The organism is Desulfotruncus arcticus DSM 17038, from assembly GCF_900113335.1.
Taxonomy (GTDB): domain Bacteria; phylum Bacillota; class Desulfotomaculia; order Desulfotomaculales; family Desulfallaceae; genus Desulfotruncus; species Desulfotruncus arcticus.
The window spans coordinates 129,895-148,331 of the sequence record NZ_FOOX01000003.1 but is presented as its reverse complement, the minus strand read 5'-3'; the positions used below and the strand labels follow the sequence as shown (position 1 = coordinate 148,331).

Annotated in this window: 20 protein-coding genes, 1 pseudogene and 1 riboswitch; all 21 genes and pseudogenes read right to left on the bottom strand. The window is 42.1% G+C overall.

What is annotated here, in order from left to right:
• Positions 1-45: 45 nt before the first annotated feature.
• The 21 genes and pseudogenes from BM056_RS05480 to BM056_RS05380 all read right to left on the bottom strand — a co-directional run bounded on the left by BM056_RS05480 (position 46) and on the right by BM056_RS05380 (position 18,412).
• Positions 46-3,132: an S-layer homology domain-containing protein gene (locus BM056_RS05480; protein ID WP_165613393.1), complete on the bottom strand. Its 3,087-nt coding sequence runs from the start codon at positions 3,130-3,132 to the stop codon at positions 46-48.
• Positions 3,125-3,853 carry an adenosylcobinamide amidohydrolase gene (locus BM056_RS05475; RefSeq protein ID WP_238456324.1) on the bottom strand — a complete coding sequence of 243 codons (729 nt, stop codon included), beginning with the start codon at positions 3,851-3,853 and terminating at the stop codon, positions 3,125-3,127. Before BM056_RS05475 ends, BM056_RS05480 begins: the two co-directional genes overlap by 8 nt.
• Positions 3,850-4,104 (bottom strand): hypothetical protein, encoded by a 255-nt coding sequence (locus BM056_RS26085; RefSeq protein ID WP_165613392.1) that lies wholly within the window; start codon positions 4,102-4,104, stop codon positions 3,850-3,852. The genes BM056_RS05475 and BM056_RS26085 overlap by 4 nt, the downstream gene beginning before the upstream one ends.
• Positions 4,062-4,250, bottom strand: a riboswitch (cobalamin riboswitch). (Overlaps the previous gene by 43 nt.)
• A gap of 230 nt (positions 4,251-4,480) precedes the next feature.
• Positions 4,481-4,696 (bottom strand): UXX-star selenoprotein family 1, encoded by a 216-nt coding sequence (uxx1, locus tag BM056_RS05465; protein ID WP_092469514.1) that lies wholly within the window; start codon positions 4,694-4,696, stop codon positions 4,481-4,483.
• A gap of 86 nt (positions 4,697-4,782) precedes the next feature.
• Positions 4,783-5,367 carry a cob(I)yrinic acid a,c-diamide adenosyltransferase gene (gene cobO / locus BM056_RS05460; protein WP_238456323.1) on the bottom strand — a complete coding sequence of 195 codons (585 nt, stop codon included), beginning with the start codon at positions 5,365-5,367 and terminating at the stop codon, positions 4,783-4,785.
• Positions 5,368-5,376: 9 nt separating this feature from the next.
• Complete coding sequence (locus tag BM056_RS05455; protein WP_092469510.1) at positions 5,377-6,234, bottom strand: energy-coupling factor ABC transporter ATP-binding protein; 858 nt, start codon at positions 6,232-6,234, stop codon at positions 5,377-5,379.
• Positions 6,231-7,010: a cobalt ECF transporter T component CbiQ gene (gene cbiQ / locus BM056_RS05450; RefSeq protein WP_092469508.1), complete on the bottom strand. Its 780-nt coding sequence runs from the start codon at positions 7,008-7,010 to the stop codon at positions 6,231-6,233. Before cbiQ ends, BM056_RS05455 begins: the two co-directional genes overlap by 4 nt.
• 2 nt (positions 7,011-7,012) lie before the next feature.
• Positions 7,013-7,303, bottom strand: a complete 291-nt coding sequence (locus tag BM056_RS05445; RefSeq protein ID WP_092469506.1) for an energy-coupling factor ABC transporter substrate-binding protein — start codon at positions 7,301-7,303, stop codon at positions 7,013-7,015.
• Positions 7,300-8,061, bottom strand: a complete 762-nt coding sequence (locus BM056_RS05440) for an energy-coupling factor ABC transporter permease (protein WP_092469504.1) — start codon at positions 8,059-8,061, stop codon at positions 7,300-7,302. The genes BM056_RS05445 and BM056_RS05440 overlap by 4 nt, the downstream gene beginning before the upstream one ends.
• A gap of 247 nt (positions 8,062-8,308) precedes the next feature.
• Positions 8,309-9,049 (bottom strand): annotated as a pseudogene (locus BM056_RS05435) (DUF5714 domain-containing protein); the annotation flags it as partial.
• Positions 9,050-9,133: 84 nt separating this feature from the next.
• A complete protein-coding gene (locus BM056_RS05430) occupies positions 9,134-9,700 on the bottom strand; it encodes a DUF1638 domain-containing protein (protein ID WP_092469500.1) in 567 nt (188 codons plus the stop codon).
• Between the two features lie 88 nt (positions 9,701-9,788).
• Positions 9,789-10,103 carry a DUF6951 family protein gene (locus BM056_RS05425; RefSeq protein WP_092469497.1) on the bottom strand — a complete coding sequence of 105 codons (315 nt, stop codon included), beginning with the start codon at positions 10,101-10,103 and terminating at the stop codon, positions 9,789-9,791.
• Entirely contained in the window at positions 10,091-10,816 is a 726-nt protein-coding gene (locus BM056_RS05420; RefSeq protein WP_092469495.1) for a 4Fe-4S double cluster binding domain-containing protein, read from the bottom strand. The genes BM056_RS05425 and BM056_RS05420 overlap by 13 nt, the downstream gene beginning before the upstream one ends.
• 44 nt (positions 10,817-10,860) lie before the next feature.
• Positions 10,861-11,181: a DUF6951 family protein gene (locus tag BM056_RS05415; protein ID WP_092469493.1), complete on the bottom strand. Its 321-nt coding sequence runs from the start codon at positions 11,179-11,181 to the stop codon at positions 10,861-10,863.
• Positions 11,182-11,406: 225 nt separating this feature from the next.
• Complete coding sequence (locus BM056_RS05410) at positions 11,407-12,453, bottom strand: uroporphyrinogen decarboxylase family protein (protein WP_238456321.1); 1,047 nt, start codon at positions 12,451-12,453, stop codon at positions 11,407-11,409.
• Positions 12,454-12,480: 27 nt separating this feature from the next.
• Positions 12,481-12,876, bottom strand: a complete 396-nt coding sequence (locus BM056_RS05405) for a pyridoxamine 5'-phosphate oxidase family protein (RefSeq protein ID WP_092469491.1) — start codon at positions 12,874-12,876, stop codon at positions 12,481-12,483.
• Between the two features lie 17 nt (positions 12,877-12,893).
• On the bottom strand, positions 12,894-13,829 hold the full coding sequence (locus tag BM056_RS05400; protein ID WP_092469489.1) for a tetrahydromethanopterin S-methyltransferase subunit H family protein: 936 nt from the start codon (positions 13,827-13,829) through the stop codon (positions 12,894-12,896).
• Between the two features lie 21 nt (positions 13,830-13,850).
• Positions 13,851-15,818, bottom strand: a complete 1,968-nt coding sequence (locus BM056_RS05395) for an ASKHA domain-containing protein (protein ID WP_092469487.1) — start codon at positions 15,816-15,818, stop codon at positions 13,851-13,853.
• A gap of 162 nt (positions 15,819-15,980) precedes the next feature.
• Positions 15,981-16,658 (bottom strand): corrinoid protein, encoded by a 678-nt coding sequence (locus BM056_RS05390; RefSeq protein WP_092469485.1) that lies wholly within the window; start codon positions 16,656-16,658, stop codon positions 15,981-15,983.
• Between the two features lie 39 nt (positions 16,659-16,697).
• On the bottom strand, positions 16,698-17,771 hold the full coding sequence (locus BM056_RS05385) for a uroporphyrinogen decarboxylase family protein (RefSeq protein ID WP_165613391.1): 1,074 nt from the start codon (positions 17,769-17,771) through the stop codon (positions 16,698-16,700).
• Between the two features lie 95 nt (positions 17,772-17,866).
• Positions 17,867-18,412 (bottom strand): DUF2284 domain-containing protein, encoded by a 546-nt coding sequence (locus BM056_RS05380; protein ID WP_092469481.1) that lies wholly within the window; start codon positions 18,410-18,412, stop codon positions 17,867-17,869.
• Positions 18,413-18,437 lie beyond the last annotated feature (25 nt).

Sequence of the window (18,437 nt, the reverse complement as noted above, 5' to 3'; positions counted from 1 at the left end):
ACCTATGAACACCTGCTGCTGCCCGCCGGGCAGCAGCAGGAAATATTACCTTAATTTAAGCAAACGGTAAATTATCACCGCAATCTGCGCGCGGTTGGAGGGAAGTTCCGGCCTAAATGTGCCGTCGGGATATCCGCTGACCAACTGTTTTTCCACTGCCGCTTGAACAGCTTCCCGCGCCCAGGGTGAAATTTTTTCCTGATCTTTAAACTCCGGCTCATGGCCGGCCGCTTGCAAATTCAAAGCCCGGACCAAAATGGCCGCAATTTGTTCCCGGCTGACGGTGTCTGCGGGATGGAAAGCTCTGTCACTAACTCCCTTGATGATTCCTTCCTTAACGGCAGCTTTAACCGGCCTCGCATACCAGCTATTCTCCTCAATGTCTGAGAAATTCAGCACATAATCAGCACTATCATCCAATTCCAATGCTTTCACCAGCATGGCGACAAATTCCGCTCTGGTAACCGGCCTGTCCGGATCAAATTTGTTCTCATCACCGGAAACAATACCTTTTACAGCCAGATACTCTATTTCTTTTTGAGCCCACCCATACGCATCGGAATCAATATCAGTAAAAAAGTCAATTTGTTTTTCCCGGATGAATACCGCAAATTTAGTAAAATGAGTAATTAATCCGGATATTTCTCCATTAGCTGCGTCAACCACCGACGGAACCGGCACCCAACATTTGGTTTGGGGGTTGTACCAGGCCACAATTGTATTTTCAGGATCGCTGAGATCTGTAAATTTAATCCTTAGAACAACCGGTTTGGCAAAACTGGTTCCTTCCGGACCGAAATTAAACACGGAAGACGCAAACCGGTAATTTATAGGCGCCTGAACATCAGCGTCGTTCTCTTCATCAACCTCGATAGCAGCATTAAGCTGCCAAGCTCCTTTTTCTACAGTGAGGCATACTTCACCGGCCTCATCACTTACATCTTCCTCATCCTCTTCAAACTTTAACTTCCAGGTAATATTTACCTGATTGTTCTGCAGTATTTTAGCCCATTGCTGCCGTTCTTGTTCCGGCATGATGTTTTCCGCACCAATAACAATAGTTGGGTCATCTAACAGATCCACAATCTGATAAAGCTCATTGTTGGAATAAGCCAATTCGGACCAATTTTCCACGAGCCGCCTCAATTGCTCTTTCACCTTTTCCCTAGCCTGCTGCAGAGCCTCCTGGCGTTCCGCGGGTATGTCAATTATAAGGTCAGCACCCGTAAGCGATTCACCATTCCCGAGATCATCTACGCTAACCGCCCAGTACCAGATAATTTCATCCCCATCTTGTACTTGATAATCAATGGCCGGTATGCCGGGTATATCTCCGTTTATTTTGTACTTCCAACCGGCAGTTCCGGACAGATCTTCGGCTATACCATCTATCTCATAAACGTAAGTGTTGCTATACCTGGCCTTGTAGGAAAGCCCCGTTTCCACCAGAGCATGAAAAATATCCGTTTTATCTTCATCCAGTTCCACTGTACCGCTGTAAAGTGTATTTTGATTTTTCCCGATCACTTTGACTCTGACTGAAACTGGCCCGCCATTATCACCGCTGCTGCCTTTTTCCTTAACGGTACAAGAAACTTCAGCGGGCACCAGCTCTGGATAATTTGGTCCATACTTCTCGGCGCGAATCTTAAGCTCTCCCGCCGCCGGAGTGTATTGCACCAGACTTTGCCCGCTGGCCATAATCTGTTCCCGGCCATTGATAATTAACCTGATATTATCCACCTGAAAATCGAACAACCCCTGGGACCAGTCATATTTCTTGGTAGGAATAGTAATATTAACCGTTTCTCCGGCCACGGGAGCCGCAGGCTGTAACTTTATCTCTGCAAAGCAAGTTATATCAGACCATGTAACCGTATCATAGGCACCAATGTAAAATACTATTTCATCACCGTCTTGCACGTTATAATCCCCGGGTCCCGATGAAAAAGCATCAACAGCTATGGCGCCATTGCGCACCACATAATACTTCCAGGAGGTACTAACATCTTTAGCTACATTTTCTCTCCCGCTTTCGCCCAAAATAACAGCAACCATTCCCCACTGATCGTAACTAATATTGTTCTCCCCGACCAATTCTTTTAGAGCATCCAGAGCGGTTCCCTCAATAGACACTTTCCCTGCCCGGAGGGTGCTGTTGTTGCCTTCCACCCTTATGCTCACTTGCGCCTTATCCGGCTCATTTCCCCCACTCGAGTTACCGTTGACTACAAAGTTGGAATAATCTATAGTCGGGCAATTCATCAGATCGGCTATAGCCAGCAAAGCTTGCCGCGTCGCCATCTCACTGCCCGCTTTACCGATTAAGTGACAAAAGGAACCATCCGACAGCCAAAAGCTAAACAAAGCATTGATTACGTTATTATCGCCATTATTCCATTTGGTTACATCCTCGCCACAAGCCACTAAACCTTGAATCACTTTAGCTATGCTTTCTGCGTTTTCATTACCGTAAGAAGCAAATCCGCCGGAGGTCAGTTGAACATCACGTAAATAATCAAGTGCCCGGTCAATTGACTCGTTCACGCCTCCCAGGTCAGTATGCTTGGCCAGGGCCATCAGCGCTACTCCGGTAACGTCCGGATCACCGGAATCACCGGAATTATCGAGCGAAAAGCCTCCGTCGCTTTTTTGTTGAATGATCAAGTAGTTAACAGCATCCGCAACATTATAACTAGCATTGGCTTTATCCAAAGCTAAAATGGAAAATATCGTATTGTTAACGGAACCTGAAAATCCTTCTCCCGGCTGCTGCATCTCAGAAAGTTCCCGTACCAGATCTCTGGGCGTATTATCCTGATCAATATAGTTTCCGGGATCCTTACCGGCAGCAAGCAAACCCAATATCGCAGAAGCGTAGTCCACAGGGCGTGAGCTTTCATCAAGCTCTATCGACCAGCCCGACAAGTCAAACCTGTCCAGTTCCCCCGCTTCCGATAATCCCACCACCTCTTCCCAGTTATCCAAGCCAGGCTTGTTTTGGTAGCAATATTCGACAACCGAATCCAGGGCATCTTCCAATGTTGCCGCATCAGCCGCGGCAGCGCTAAAACCAAATAATGTTCCCAACAATAAACAGAAAATTAAAATCAGATATGTTTTCTTAATCACTTTTAAAACTGCCTCCTCTTTGGTGATACAATACATATTCCCCAATTCCGCGTGATACTGAATCAAAAACAGTTTTTCCGATGAGGTAACCAACTTCGGTAGCCGGACCGGCATATGACAGTTTATCACCCCGCCCGGTGCAGGCCACCACAATGGCATCAGTATTGGTACCCGTCATCACCTTGCCGCCGGGCAAGGTAATTCCCTTCTCCATAAGCGCTCTAACCTTGGCCTCGGTAGCCGTGATAACTGCATTCACCATGGCCGGCCCGGTTAAATTTCCGTCTATGATCAGGATAATGTTAATTGTCCCCGGGCCGGACCAGCCGCATGTTTCTGCGGGTAACCCGGCCGCACAGCCGTTGCCCACCCCGGAGGTGCTGATTGACGCTACTTTTAATTTGTTTATTTCCGCATAGCTTATTTCTGTTTTATCCACAAAAATTGCCGTCATCAGCCCGATCACATCATCTTGCGGGTATAATTCCCGGGCTAGCTCCCGTAAGTCCCGTTCAGGGTCTCTGTCATCATACTTTTCGTCCACGGTGTGATTTATAATACAACTGGCCTGGTAGAGATCCCCTCCCATAACAGCTGAACTAAGCACGTTTAGTGGCGTGGATGACCTGACCATAAACGTATGGCACCCGGCAAGGTAAAATTTTATTCCCCCGATATCAACTTGTTTATTAAAATAAGACATCTCCATCTTAGTGCTCACAGCCCAAACCCCATTTTAAAAAAAATAATCCCCGCGAAACACCTAGAACGAGCTTTTAATTTTAAACCATTTTCAAAAGGATAGGTAAAGAAGCTACAACCGCGGGGATTAAAAAATAAACCCGGCTTCGCGGAAAGCCGGGTATTTTGATCGACAATAATCCAATTAAATTGAATTAAATGCAGACCACCTTTCACAGGAAGGGCTAACCGCGCGAGACGTTTAGGCAGGTTTCCTGACTCATGGTTCATCAGTTCATTCCGCCTTCCCAGGCATTACCCGCCCAGTGGCTATGGAATGTCCTCCCCAATTACAGTGGCCGGACCGTCCAGGATTCGCACCTGGTTCCCTTTTCTGCCCTGATTTATCATGGGCAACCTAAACTATATAAATTTTACCAATTGTAAACGTGTAAATTCTTTTTATTCTTACACTAAAATTTTGCAGCTAAAAATCCATAATATTTTGAAACTTTTCCTACAGCTTTATTGTAGCTAAAACACCGGTCAAAAATCAAAGTATAACAAATCTGTTTATTAAGTTTTTTTCCTGTATTTCATTATTATTGCTTAATTTCTCTTGAATTTTCTTAAAAATTATCGACTAACTATCGATAAATTATACAACTCAAGTGCCACCTTGAAAACCAACTGTGACCTTGTCGCCTTCCACGATAATGGGGACAGACTTCTCCGGTGCTATTTTAAGAAATTCCTTAAACAATGACTTGCTTGATAAGACATCATAATAAATATAAGGTATTCCTTTTCCCTCATAATAATCCTTGGCCGCCTGGCTAAAAGGGCACCCTGATTTACCATAAATGACGATTTTATCTTCCACCGGGACTCACCACCTTTTTAAAATTTGAGAGTATAGATCAATAATAGTAATGTATTTATTAAATCACCTCCTGCTTTTCCTTATGCTTAAAATTCTATCCCTTTTTGCGCCAAAATCCCTTGTCGCAAATGATGCTTAACTTCCCGTACTTCAATAGCAATATCTGCCATATTGGTTAATTCCTCCGGGGCATCCCGACCTGTCAACACTATTTCCAACTTCTCCGGTTTTATTTTAATTAACTCAATAACTTCTAATTTATCTATGAGCCCAAATTTTATGGAATATAAAATTTCATCTAAAATTATTAAGTCATAGTTACCGGATATCATATGTTCTTTTGCTTTTTGAAGTGCCTGGCATGCTGCCGCGCGGTGCTGCTCAATCGTGTCTTTCGTGGCAAATCTAACGAAACCAAGTCCCATCTGCTTTATAGTAAAATCAGCTCCCATTTTACCGGCTGCTATAAATTCGCCATAAACTTTAACACCTTTAATGAACTGTAGAATTAAAACCTTTTTACCCTCACCCCAAAACCTTAGCCCTTCTCCCAGGGCTGCTGTTGTTTTTCCCTTACCGTTCCCAGTATAAATAATAATGCGACCAGCTTGTTGATGCACATCCAGCCCTCCTAAATAATCAACCTCCGAAACATTTAAAAAGTTTTGCACCACTTTAATTTAAACGTTAACAAGCCCTGTAGATGCATTTTTTATTAATTTAAGCAACGCGCCTTGATCCCTGGGTAACGGTATATCACCGGCAAGTAAGCCACAAGTTACAAGTTCGCGGTATATATCAATTATCCACGTGGTTTGTAAACCACACCTATGCAACAATTCCTTTGATAAAAATATTTCTCCGGGTGTGCCCTCGCTGAGTATTGTACCGTCTTTGATTAAAAAAATATAATCAGCCCAGCCGTATGCCAAATCAACATCGTGAGTAGAAATAATAAGTGTTTTTCCCTGTTGGCTTAGCTTTTGCAGTAGGTTCATAATCTTCTGCGTCATTTGTGGGTCCAGGCCCGCCATTGGTTCATCAAAGATGATGACCTGTGGTTCCATGGCCAGTACACCTGCAATTGCCACTCTTTTTTTTTGGCCATAGCTTAAAAAATGAGTGGGCTTATTTTTTAGATCCTCAATTTCAGTTTCTTGCATGGCTTGTTCACACTTGGCCAAGGCCATCTCCCTGCTCCACCCCAGGTTTAGCGGGCCAAAAGCCACATCCTGCAGCACACTGGCAGAAAACAGCTGGCTATCGGGATCTTGAAAAACAATACCTATATTCTTGCGTAATTCCAAAAGAGAACGGTGCCTGTAATCTACTACATTGCCTTGAAATAAAATTTGTCCCCGTTTGGGGCGTAAGATACCGTTAAAATGTAAAAACAAAGTAGATTTACCGGCTCCGTTGGCGCCAAGTACAGCAATTTTTTGTCCCTCTTGTATTTTCATAGTTATACCATTTAACGCATTGGTACCATCAGAGTAGGTATATAGAACCTTATGAACTTCGATGATATTTTGTGTCATGCCAAACCTCCCGCGTTTAAGGAACAAACCACAAGCGCACCGTCAATAACGATAATTAAGCCAATGTTTCGCCAAGACCAGTGGCGTTGTTCTGTAAAAAAATGCAAATCCCCGTTATAACACCGCGAAGCCAGTGAATCATATATGGCCTGTGAATGCCGGTATGATTTAATAAACATAGACAAGAGCAACCGGCTCAAGGAATTAAATCCGGTAGGTGCAGTTTTATAACCTAGCCTGGATGATTGGGCAATATATATTTTCCCGGCCATATCTAAAAGAATAAAAATAAAACGGTAAATGAGCGTTATTAATTCTACCACCAACAAAGGCACCCGCAATCTTTTCATTATTAAAACAATGTCCGTAAGGGGGGTGGTTAGAGAAAGAAAATACAGACAGGATACAGCCCCCAGAGAACGCAATAAAAGATCCACCGCATTGTCCAAACTCTGATTTGTTACTCCAATGGTGTAATAGCCCAAACGGGTGGCCCAGATAAAATTACCTGATTCAGGAATTATAGATATTGCAACAGTTATTACACCAACAATTAAAAACAACCCCGGTATCAGCATAAGTTTTAAATAAAACCGCCAAGGCACACCAGATAATACGACCACCGCCAGGGACATCAAAAGGGTTATGGCCAAGCAAGTAATGGCAGTGTTTAAAGCAAAACATACCGTCAGGGTTCCGGCAAAAAAGATAAATTTTTCACCGGGATGAACATAGGAAAGTTTGTTATTATATGCATAATAATCCATTAATAACATAATTAATCCTGATCCACCTTTTTTCTACCTTTTAGATAGCCCAGATAATAACAAACAACACCTGCCCCCAATGCCCCTTGCAATACAAAAAGAAGACTCTCTATTTCCCCGCTCGGGGGCTCCCAAATAGAATTAAACCACGGCTCATATTCAGGCTGGATATCAGTAATGGCTTCTTCAGCTTTTCCATCGGCCCCCTCGAATTCAGCATTATTTTGATATACCAGTGGAAACACCACCAGTGCCACCACTACAAATAACAACAGCATATTTTTATTAACAATTGTTTTCATTTGCTTATGGCACCTTCCTGCGGTAATATGGATAGTTCTATCAGTTCATCTTTACTGTAAGTACACAGCAAATTAAAAACCAATATAGTTAAAATTCCTTCACTTATAGCCAATGGGATTTGTGTAAAGGCAAAAATGGAAGCAAATTTCCCCCAAGCTACCATAAAACCCCCTGCTGCATCCGGAAAAGCCCAAGCCAGTTGCAATGACGTCATGATGTATGTCGCCAAATCACCCAGCGCAGCACCCAGAAAAACGGCTAACCCCAGCGGAACCCCTACCTGCTTGCTTATTTTATAGACGCCGCATACCACCAGCGGGCCAATAACGGCCATTGAAAAAGCATTAGCACCTAAAGTGGTCAACCCTCCGTGGGCCAGTAAAAGCGCTTGAAATAAAAGAACAATGCTACCCAATACAGCCATAACAACGGGACCGAATAAAATCGTTCCCAAACCCACTCCCGTCGGGTGGGAACAGCTCCCAGTCACTGATGGTATCTTCAGGGCGGAAAGAGCAAAGGCAAATGCCCCGACAAAAGCCAAAAGCATTTTTAGTTTTGGATTCAAACTAACAATTCTATTGATCGAAATCAGACCCCATGCAAAAAAAGGGAGAGTAAATAAGTACCAAAATCCGCACCAGAAAGGTGGTAAAAACCCTTCCATAATATGCATAGCATACGCCGTATTGGGAGAAACAAAAGGTAACAAAAGTATGTAAATCAACACTATAATTTTAATCTTCCTAATTGGCATACCCACATTCCCCATTCCAATTGTTTACATAATATTTTTATATTTTTAAAATAATAAAAATAGTCTGGCAATGGGGCCGGTAGTTAGACACCAACCCCATCCGCCATGCGCTACGAAAGGTTAAACCTTTCTACCACAAAAAACTTACAAACAATGCAAAAGAGTTATGTTATCAGGAGGTCAAAGGCTGCCAAGGGTCCTTTAACCATAATTAGAAAATTTTCTATCAGGTAGTTATGATCCCGCTTTACATGTTTAAATAATATATACATTTCTCCTTCCGGCAACCATGCGGGTGCCGGTGGGCATCCTGACATTTAATCTCTTTCGTGCAAGGAAGCTGCATATCAAAGTACTCTTTAGTTAGTTGGCAACTTAAAATTAACGCTGTGCGTATAAAGTTTTTACAGCAGCATGGTCCGGTTTGATTGGCTAATGCGCTTATAATTCGGGAAACAACATGCATAGTAATAGCAGTTTCTTTATCTTTGGGACAAGCTGCTCCAAGAATTACACTAAAAGATGCACCGATTGCCACAGCCACACCACAAATACCGGTTAAACCACAATAAGCACCGACAGCTTGTTTTTGAGTTCGGTTAAAGGTTTCGATAATTTGGTTATCAGTTATCTTTATAGTCCCATGATTTTTTACAGCAGCTAAAAAGGAGCCGGCAGCAACCAAAGCATGCTCGCAACCCAGCATGGGAAGATGTGCTAATTTAATCATTGCTTCAGCTATATCAATTGGATTGCTACATTTAACAGAAAGTGTCAGTCGCAAGATAATTTCATAAGAGCTTTTCCCATGGCAATTATCACATATATAATGATTATTTGAGCAATAAACATAACCGGTTTCCTTTTGGCCGCAATACATACATATAAACTCTTGACCCATTTTAAGATAATCCAATTGATTGCCACACACTAAACAATTTTCCTTATTCTCTTTAAGGTGTTGACCTACACCTTGTTCAGTAGATCCTCAGCAACTATCCCCATAACCAGCTTTCTTAATAGTCAGTAGCAAAACCCTCCCCTCTTTTGGGGTAAAGAATTAGAAGATAAGTTAAAAATATATATAGTTACTTAGCTTATTAACTATCAAAGATTCAAAAAAGCCTAAACCATTTACATATGTTTCAATTGGCAAGCCCGTATAGTCAAACATTTCCAATAGCTCATAATCAGATATTTTCACCAATCCATTATCTATTAACAACATTTTTTCGCAATAACCAAACTTCTGACGGGCTTCTATTTTATCCCATTTAAGCGTTTTTTGAAAAATCAGCTTCCAGTTTTCCAACCATCCTCCTGTAAGAAAGAATGTTTTATTTAATGTGGACTGTTTCTCTACCTCCGGCCCCAATATCATATCAACACAATTTTGGGCTCCTATCAAAATGGCATTATTAGCTTCTATAATTTGTTCCATATCCGGGCAACATTTATTCCCATATATAACAAATGCGTTATTTGAATTACTTAGGAACTTATTAATTTCTGAGCATAATTTTTGCGGATCAACATGTAAAGTACAGTCTAAATATACTAACTCCGCTTCAATATCTATTTTATTAATAATATATTCGATCTCTCGCTTAAGAATTGAACAACACAAAATTGTTATCATTACACACACCCAATTTACTAGTTATGGTACACCCCCGGACAGTTTTCCGGATGTGCAGGGTATACGGCAATTAGGGTCTGGAGAGAATTTATGAATGTACGTTTATAGTGGCATCCTTGGGTAACGCCAGGTCAGCAGCTACTTCAACACCTTTAAGAATCCCCAAAGGCACTAAACAGGTAGGATGAGCCATGCCTTTTATAAGTGTCTTGTATATATTTGTTTCATGTAATTTACAAAAAAGTTCTTTATATACATCAATACTTTTTATGTCCCCGGCTACTTTTTTAATATTGGGACAATCCGTTTCAATATTAACCTCAACAACTCTTTTATTTATTTTTTTAACTGTTACTTTAGTAATAAAACCACATATGCCGGGGCTGATTTCTACAACTGCCATGTGCTGGCCTCCTTAATATTATCTCGTCCCCTCGGACAAACCATTATACATAGACCGCAAATGGCTTTCCCTAAAACTTGCTTGTTTCTTTCTAAATGCTCTCTACATAAACTGTAATTTAAATTGGGTCTGATCAGTCCACGTACCCACTTCCAGTCGTTAATTGCTTCCACCGGACAAATATTGATACATTTTTTACAATTACCGCATTTACTCGTTAAATAGGGCTTGTCACTGACCTTTAACGGTGCATCTGTTAATACTGTAGCCCAGCTTAAGCGCGGGCCGTAGTGTTCATTGATCAAAAGACCGCTTTTACCTACCCATCCCAAACCAGAGCATGTTGCAGCAGTTTTATGAGGGAAAAGAGGATAAAGTTTAGCGATAAAACGATTATCATCACGCATTGAATCAGGGGGGATGGCAAGACTTTTATATCCATAACTCTTTAATATGGAAACGACAGTTTTTTGAATAAGCTTAAGTTTTTTGTCAACGCCAATCAACTGGTTGGAATATGCCAATATTTTAGGAGTTTTAATTACCTCAACCGGAGAATGTTTTATAGCAATAGATATAGCACAGGAAAGATGTTGTAATTCATTGGCCAGCCCAACGCTAACATCCCCAAAGCCAACCAATGTTCCGCCCAATTTTATTATTAAATTTTTTAGATTCTCGGCTGTCAGCTCCCGAAGCCAAACTTTAGCCATAATTCCCTCCAGCATGCCCACAAATTTTCAGATAAACTATAAGCTTAGTCATCATTTGTGATTTTAATTACTACGTCTTTAGGTAGAGCCCCGCCCAATTCAACTTGAATAGTTTTTATAATTGCACATGGAACAGGACAATCGGAATTATGCAATCGTTTACTGGCTGCTTTGTAAATATAAGAATCAACAATACTACCAAATACGCCTTTTGAACAATCCACCTCAGCCAAATCTTCATTTAGATTACGTATGTCTGTACAAGCACTTATTATTTGGACATTAACCTTTAATTTATCAATTTTTTTAACTTTAATTACAGTTGTGAATCCACAAGCTCCAGCACGTACTTTGGCCTTAGCCATTTACTGGTTCCCCTCTCCCATTTCACGCCTGTATTTTGAATATAGCGTAGATTTTTTCAATTTATAATATAATATTAGTATTAGATGAACAAGTAGTTCGTGTTTCTGCTAACTGTTTTTTGTCCATAGTCAAGGGGTAACCATATTCTTAAACGGTGGTCAAACTTGGTGGATAATCGATCTGAAATTATCCACCAAGTTCATAACCAAGCGGCCTGCGTAATATTATTTATTTTTTCTAACCCATTTTTCTGCCCCATATTGCTTAACCGTATCTACCATGGCTTTAACATTAGCCACAGGGGCTTCGGGCCAGATATCACAACTGGGCCATACCGAATCAACGCTTGCCTCCATAGCATTGATAGTTGCCTGCGCTACATCATCAGGAGTCCCCAGCACCAAAACACTGTATGCATCGATATTGCCAAAAATCAAAGGATCATAGCCGATATCTTCCCTGCTCTTTTGCAGATTATTTTTGATTTCAACGCTAATGGCATCAGCACCGCTGGCCAACATATTTTTCATAACGATATTCGTGCTGCCACAGATATGCAATACATTAGGCGAACCAATATTAGCAAAAATCCTTTCTAAATGAGGATCAATCACCTGTTTGAAATTTCTCGGACTCAGCACATCCGTAGTAGCACCCATTTCCCTAATACAAATATAATCAGCACCTGCTTCACGGAATTTTGCCGCCATAGTGATAACAAGATCAGTAAGTACCTCCAGCATGCCATTTACCAGATCAGGTTTCTTAAATACCAGCTTAAACAAATCATTTAAATCCATAATCTGTCCTGCCATGGTAAATGGACCCAATAGCCAGCCGCAGACGGCTGCTTCATTTCCCACGTCGTTTTTTAACAGGTTTAAAGCTTCCAATACTACAGGGTAACGTCCTTTTTCCCATACCTTATCAGGTATTGTAAGTGTCTTCATCTCTTCTTCGTTATGAATTATTTTTTCTTTAATTGTTGGATAAAGTAGTTGGTTAACATCTTCATAAGCATTCATAACACAACCGAGGGCTTCGGCATCAACACACATATCATAAGGCACCACCACACTTTCCATACCGGTGGCCCGATACGTATAAGCAGCTGTTTTGGCCATCTTGACAGCGTCTCCATGCACAGTGGGGAATTTATATCCATGCTCTTCCAAGCTGGCTGTTAATACACTGCCCATACCACTAAAACAAGCCATTCTGTCCGCATCTTTATTAGTTAATATATTTAGAACTCTTTCTTTGGAATTCACGTTATCATCCTCCACCAATTAAATTATCTATGCAATTTTACCGCCGGGATTTTTGATTGACATGTCGTAAATTTCTTTTACATTAATTTTCACTACGGCCAACGGATCAGGAAGCCTGAGTCTATGCAGGTTTTCGCAAAACAAGTCATAAACAGGTCCGCTCGTAACCAGTTCCGCATTTCCGCAAAACCGGTATCCGGCAAGAGAGTTTCTGTCAGCAACAACAACAGCCACATTATGGTTATTTTGTATATTGTTATAGGTTTTTTTACCTACAATTTCCGCAAAAGCAATAGTATTATCATCCAGCACGGTAGTGGACCCTTTAGGTGCGACGCTTGGCACTCCGTTACTATCCACAGTGGCGATAAAACACTGGTTTTGCGTAACCATTTCCTTCATCTCTTGACTAATCAAGACCATAGTAGTCCCTCCCGTCACTAGGAAAGCTGTTTGGCAAAGTCGCCGAAGAATTTATACAGCGGGTGATTTTCATTATCAGGCAGCTTACCCGTTTCGTTATATACCATGGTGGCCTGCATTAGGCAGGCAGTAGCTACTGCAGGTATGATTTTAGGCAGGTTGACTACCGGGCCGCTGAATAAAAGGTCGGACCAGAAGAAAGCTGCCAGACCCTGCGCAGTAGAATTCATTGCCGTAAATCCGTCGGAACCCCACATCTCGCGGGCATTTTTCCACATATAAGTTCCGTTTGACGATGCTACGCCACATGGATAGCCAAACTCTTCTTTGACCATTTTACTGGCAATACAGGAAAATGAAGTGGAAGGTAAATTCATTACCGAGGTATCAACAAGTACGGTTTCAAAAGTACCTTCGCCAACTGAATTAAGCATATTCTTTAACCCTGTTACCCGCCCTTTAGGGGAAGGGTCATCCTGATTATATGCTTGCAACACAACGTGTTTAATTCCCATTTCCTTTAATTTGGTCACTTGTCCGGGAATATCCTTATCCCACGGTGTGATGCTATTATAAAGTAAAATATCCTGTAAACCTTTCTTGCAGCAATATTCCGCCGCCTCTAAACGGGCTTTTTCCACCCACATATCAATGCCGAACGGCCGGTCACTGATGCTAGTGTAGAAATCAACATATTCTTTCATTTCATCAGCCGATGTGGCAACCAGTGCTACCAGGGCCGGCACACCGGTTTGGTCGGAAAGCTCTTCCATCTTCTTTACATATTCTGTTGCCTTTTGCCGGTCAAATTTCTTTTCTTTCCTGCTCTCAAGTATACGGTCCCCGTTGTGGAACATAGATGCTATTAGCAGCGGTGGGTTATTACCCGGTTGCCCGCCTATTTTCCAGCTACCTAACTGAAATACTTTTTGTTCACTACTTAAAGTTAGCATTATTGACACTCCTTCCAGAAATTATCTCTTGGGTATTTTATCAAGGATATGTTGTATGCTGGGGAACTTATGGGTGGCATGGGGAAATGCCATCGCCAGGGCAAATCTATCCTGAAAGTCCGGTTCCACAGCCGTTTCCACAAACTCTACACTGTGGGCGACTTCCATTGCTTCCTTGCGTTTCCCTCTGTCCAGCAGGGCAAGCTTGGCACCGTCACCGGCAGCATTCCCGACCGCCTGCACTTTTTCCAGCTCACAGTCCGGGAACATACCCATCGTAAGAGCGCTTTCACGATCAATATAACTACCAAATGCGCCGGCCAGGGTAACACTATCCACCTTGTTCACTCCATATTTCTCCATTAAGTATTCAGCACCACAATAAAGTGCCGCCTTGGCCAGCTGAACGGCCCTAACGTCGCCCTGGGTAATGGTAACATCTTTACCAATTGAAGTTTCCTTGGCCCAAGCTAAAACATACTCGGGTCTGCCGTCTTCGCCTTTGCGAACACGGGGCGTCTTAGCTTCTAATTGTTTTAAATTAAACCTACCACTTTTATTGATAATTCCCGTTTTGAATAATTCAGCTATGATATCAATAATGGCAGAACCACAAATACCTTTAGCATCAGTTTTTTCAATATCCGGATACCATTCTTCTTTACCAATAACTTTATACGTAGGTTCCAGGCTTTCCGGATCAATTAGAATTCTTTCAATTGCTCCCGGTGCCGCCCGCATACCAAATTTAATTTGGGCGCCTTCCAGTGCCGGACCGGTAGCGCAAGAAGTACACATTAACTTTTTACTGTTGCCCACATCAATTTCACCGTTGGTTCCAATGTCAATAACCAGCCTAATTTCTTTATCTTGCTTATAGGGCTCCTCGGCAATCAAAACACTTACGTTGTCCGGACCGACAAATCCCGCTTCCACCGGCAAGGTGTGAACATTGGCGCATCTATTTACTTTTATTCCCAAATCCCTGGCCTTAATATCCAGGGAGCTTTTAACCCCCGCAGTAAAAGGTGAGCGCCCTACAAATTTCGGATCAATATTTAAGGCAATGTGTTGCATTACTGTATTGAAAACCAAAGTTACTTCCAGAATATCATTGGGTGTCATATCGATTTTTTTGGTCATTCTTGCAGCCAAAGTGTTTAACCCTTCAATAATTGCATTGTGCATTTTTTCCATACCATCATCATTCATCATATGATAAGTTATCCGGGACAAAACATCTTCGCCGTATCTAACCTGTGGGTTCATCATCGAATCACGCACTAAAGTTTCACCCGTTTTAAGGTCGCACAGGTAAGCTGCCACGGTAGTTGTACCAATATCAACGGCCAAGCCGACACATTTCTCCACCAGTCCGGACTCAACGTGTATTATTTCTTTATCATTCCAAACGGTTGCGGTTACATTCCAATTACCATCTCTTATTACATTTGGCAACTGGTTGAGACAGAAATAATCAATACCTAAATTGGGAGGCAAATTATATTTTTTGTGTAACGCCTCCGCCAGGCGCTCATAATCTCCTGTATGATCTTCCAATGTAGCCGGTTTCAACTCGACATAATATTTGGTAACCGCGGGATCAAGGTTGAAAACACGCCCCTCTTTCCCAATTTCCAACACCACCTGAGTCGCCCCGCGGCTTTCCTCCGGAACAAATACCAGTATATCTCCCTGCACTTTAGCTATGCACGCCAGACGGTAACCGTCCCCAATCATTTCCTCAGTTATAAATTTACCTTCCTCTTCGGGCTGAAACGGTGAAAGATTGCCCATCTTGGAATCAATATTGAACTTTTCAAAAAAACCTTCTTCAATTTTTACTTTGCATTTACCGCACTTTTTAGCCCCGCCGCAAACAGCTTCTATGTCGACACCCAATTCCCGGGAAGCCTCAAGCAATGTTTTTCCTTCTTCAACACGCCCTCTTCTTCCCGAAGGCTGAAAAATTACCTGATAGGTACTCATGATATTCCTCCCTTGTGCAAAATACATGAAAACTCAAAATGATCTATTACTAAATGTTTTAGTATAATTAACAAGATATTCGCCTTTGCTTATAACACTATAGTTGAATTGTCCCTGCCCCCTTAATGGGGGCAGGCGTTTAAACTGCAAATTTTATCAGGATTAAGAAATATCCTTTAGGGAGGATACCATATTAATGGCATCCTGAAGGGCATTGCTTGCGTTGGGAGCATAGCCGTCTGCCCCCCACTTGCCGGCGATTTCTTCAGTAACCGGCGCACCACCGATCATTATCTTAGCTTTAGGATTCTTTTCCTTTATCTGCTTAATAATATCCTTCATACCTACCATAGTGGTAGTCATCATAGCAGACAGGGCTACAATTTCGGAATCGGTTTTTAGTTGTTCTTCCACAAACTTTTCCAAGGGAACATCCCTGCCAAGATCATGAACAGTAAAACCAGCTGCATCAAACATCATCTTCACGATATTCTTTCCAATATCATGCACGTCACCCTGCACCACGCCCATAACTACCTGACCTTTTACTCTGGCGTTTGCTTCATCACCTTTTAACAGGGGACGAAGTATATGAAGGCCCGCATACATGGCATCGGCACACATTAAAAGTTCCGGCACGAAATATTCTTGCTCTTCATAAAGCCTACCACATTCCTGCATACCCACAACCAGCCCGTCAAACACAGCCTTGTGTGGATCAAGCTTCTCTTCCAATGCTATGTTTACTGTCTCTACGATACCTTCTTCATCATAATTAACGACTCCGTCCGCTAATGCTTTCAACAGTTCTTGTTCCCTTTCCGGTGTCAAATAAAACATCTCCTTTCAGCTATTTATTCACGTTATTATTTAAATGGCTTATTTATAAACACCATAAGTTTTAGCAGCTTCTACCATAGCCATGGCATTAAGTATTGTACCGTTGGGTGGATATTCACAACCGGGAGCCAGAATAAACTTGCCATCGGTGACTTTAAATGTTTCAATGCACTGCCTACATGCTTCCATTGTCTGCTGGTAATCATAAGAAAGAGCCATCTCCGAAGGTGTTACATACCCAATGGTTATAATTTGGTTGCCCCATTTTTGGGCATGTTCTTCCCAAGTTTTACAATCATCTGCCGGGTAAGCATGTGAGATAGCTACTGGATCAAGCCATTTTTGCTGAGCATCAAAATAGATACCATTACCACAGTTATGCAGCGTTACCGGCAATCCAGTCGCTCTCATTGCATCCATTACCTTTTTCGCAGGCTCTCCTTCTATTTTTTCCCACATTTTCTTTCTCATAATTGTCTGGGATGCGTACAGAGTATCCAACATTAATGCGTGGCAGCCTGCTTCAGCCATTGCCTTGGCATACTCGCACAAAACATCCGCAATGACATCTTCGGCGTACAATACGGCATCAGGCTTTTTAAGACAATCCATGAATACCTGTTCATGGCCACGCATGGCCGATAAAACTCCTAAAGGTCCGTAAATGAACCCACAAAGGGCTACTTCCTTACCTATCCTTTTGGACAGAATATTAATAACTTGTAAAACATAGCTCATTCTAGGTGTTTCGCGGGGATTAATTCTCTCTATTTTATAGTAATCTTCAACGGACTTAACTACTGGTACAGTTGTATCAGAGTAGGCCGTGCTTCGAATGGGATAAACAACTTTTTGCCCAAAATCAGCTGCTTCTACTGACAGGTCAATTAATAATGTAAGCGCGTCATCCCCTACCAGTTTCTGCCCCTGGATTAAAGATTCCGCACACTCTTCCGGGTCTGTAGACCATTTGGGGTAGTCAACTCCCAATACCCTGCGGGAAGCACCGTTAAATAATGCACACACAGGTACCCGGTCCGGTTTTTTGCCACTTAAAACCGCTGCTGTCCTTTCGAGACCTGTCATTTCTTGGCCTTGAAATAAAGACGCCACCATCATACCTCCCAAATTATTTTTTAATAATTCTGGATATTGACTTAATAAAAAATCTTCTAAACATTATACCTGCATTCTTCTCTGAGCTCCCCTTAATTCAATAGAAGAAGGCCTGTATATATCACCTCCTCCATGTTATTAAGGCTGAATGGCAGTTCCGCTCTCTCGGCTGTTTTAATAACGTCAATCCCCATCGCTTCCGCACTCGGACGAGACTGCGTCGGGTTCCTACAGGGTAAACCTGATCCGATCCCAACACATTCATCACAAATACGACAAGTTGATGCGCTTAGACCTGCCGAAAGGTAAAACCCCAGCTCAAGAGCTTTCTTTTCCAAATAACCCAACAGCAACTGAGTATCCCGTTCAGCCTTAATTAATGATTTTTCGTCTGCCCCCGCAGATTTAACCTGTACTACCAAGGCAACAGAGTATTTAGATAAAACCTCCCTAAATTTTGCTACCGGCATGGTGTTGGGGGGACAACGCAAATTATTGTTATAATTCGGGCAGTAGGGAACCTGACATTTAAGCCGGACCCTTTCGTCCACAACTATTTGGCTGGCTGGTATTAGAACTGCTTTATAGGCGCCCTCTAGTACAGCATAGTCTATAAGACCGTTGATTTTTTTCAACATGTGATAAAACCTAACCCTCCTTTAT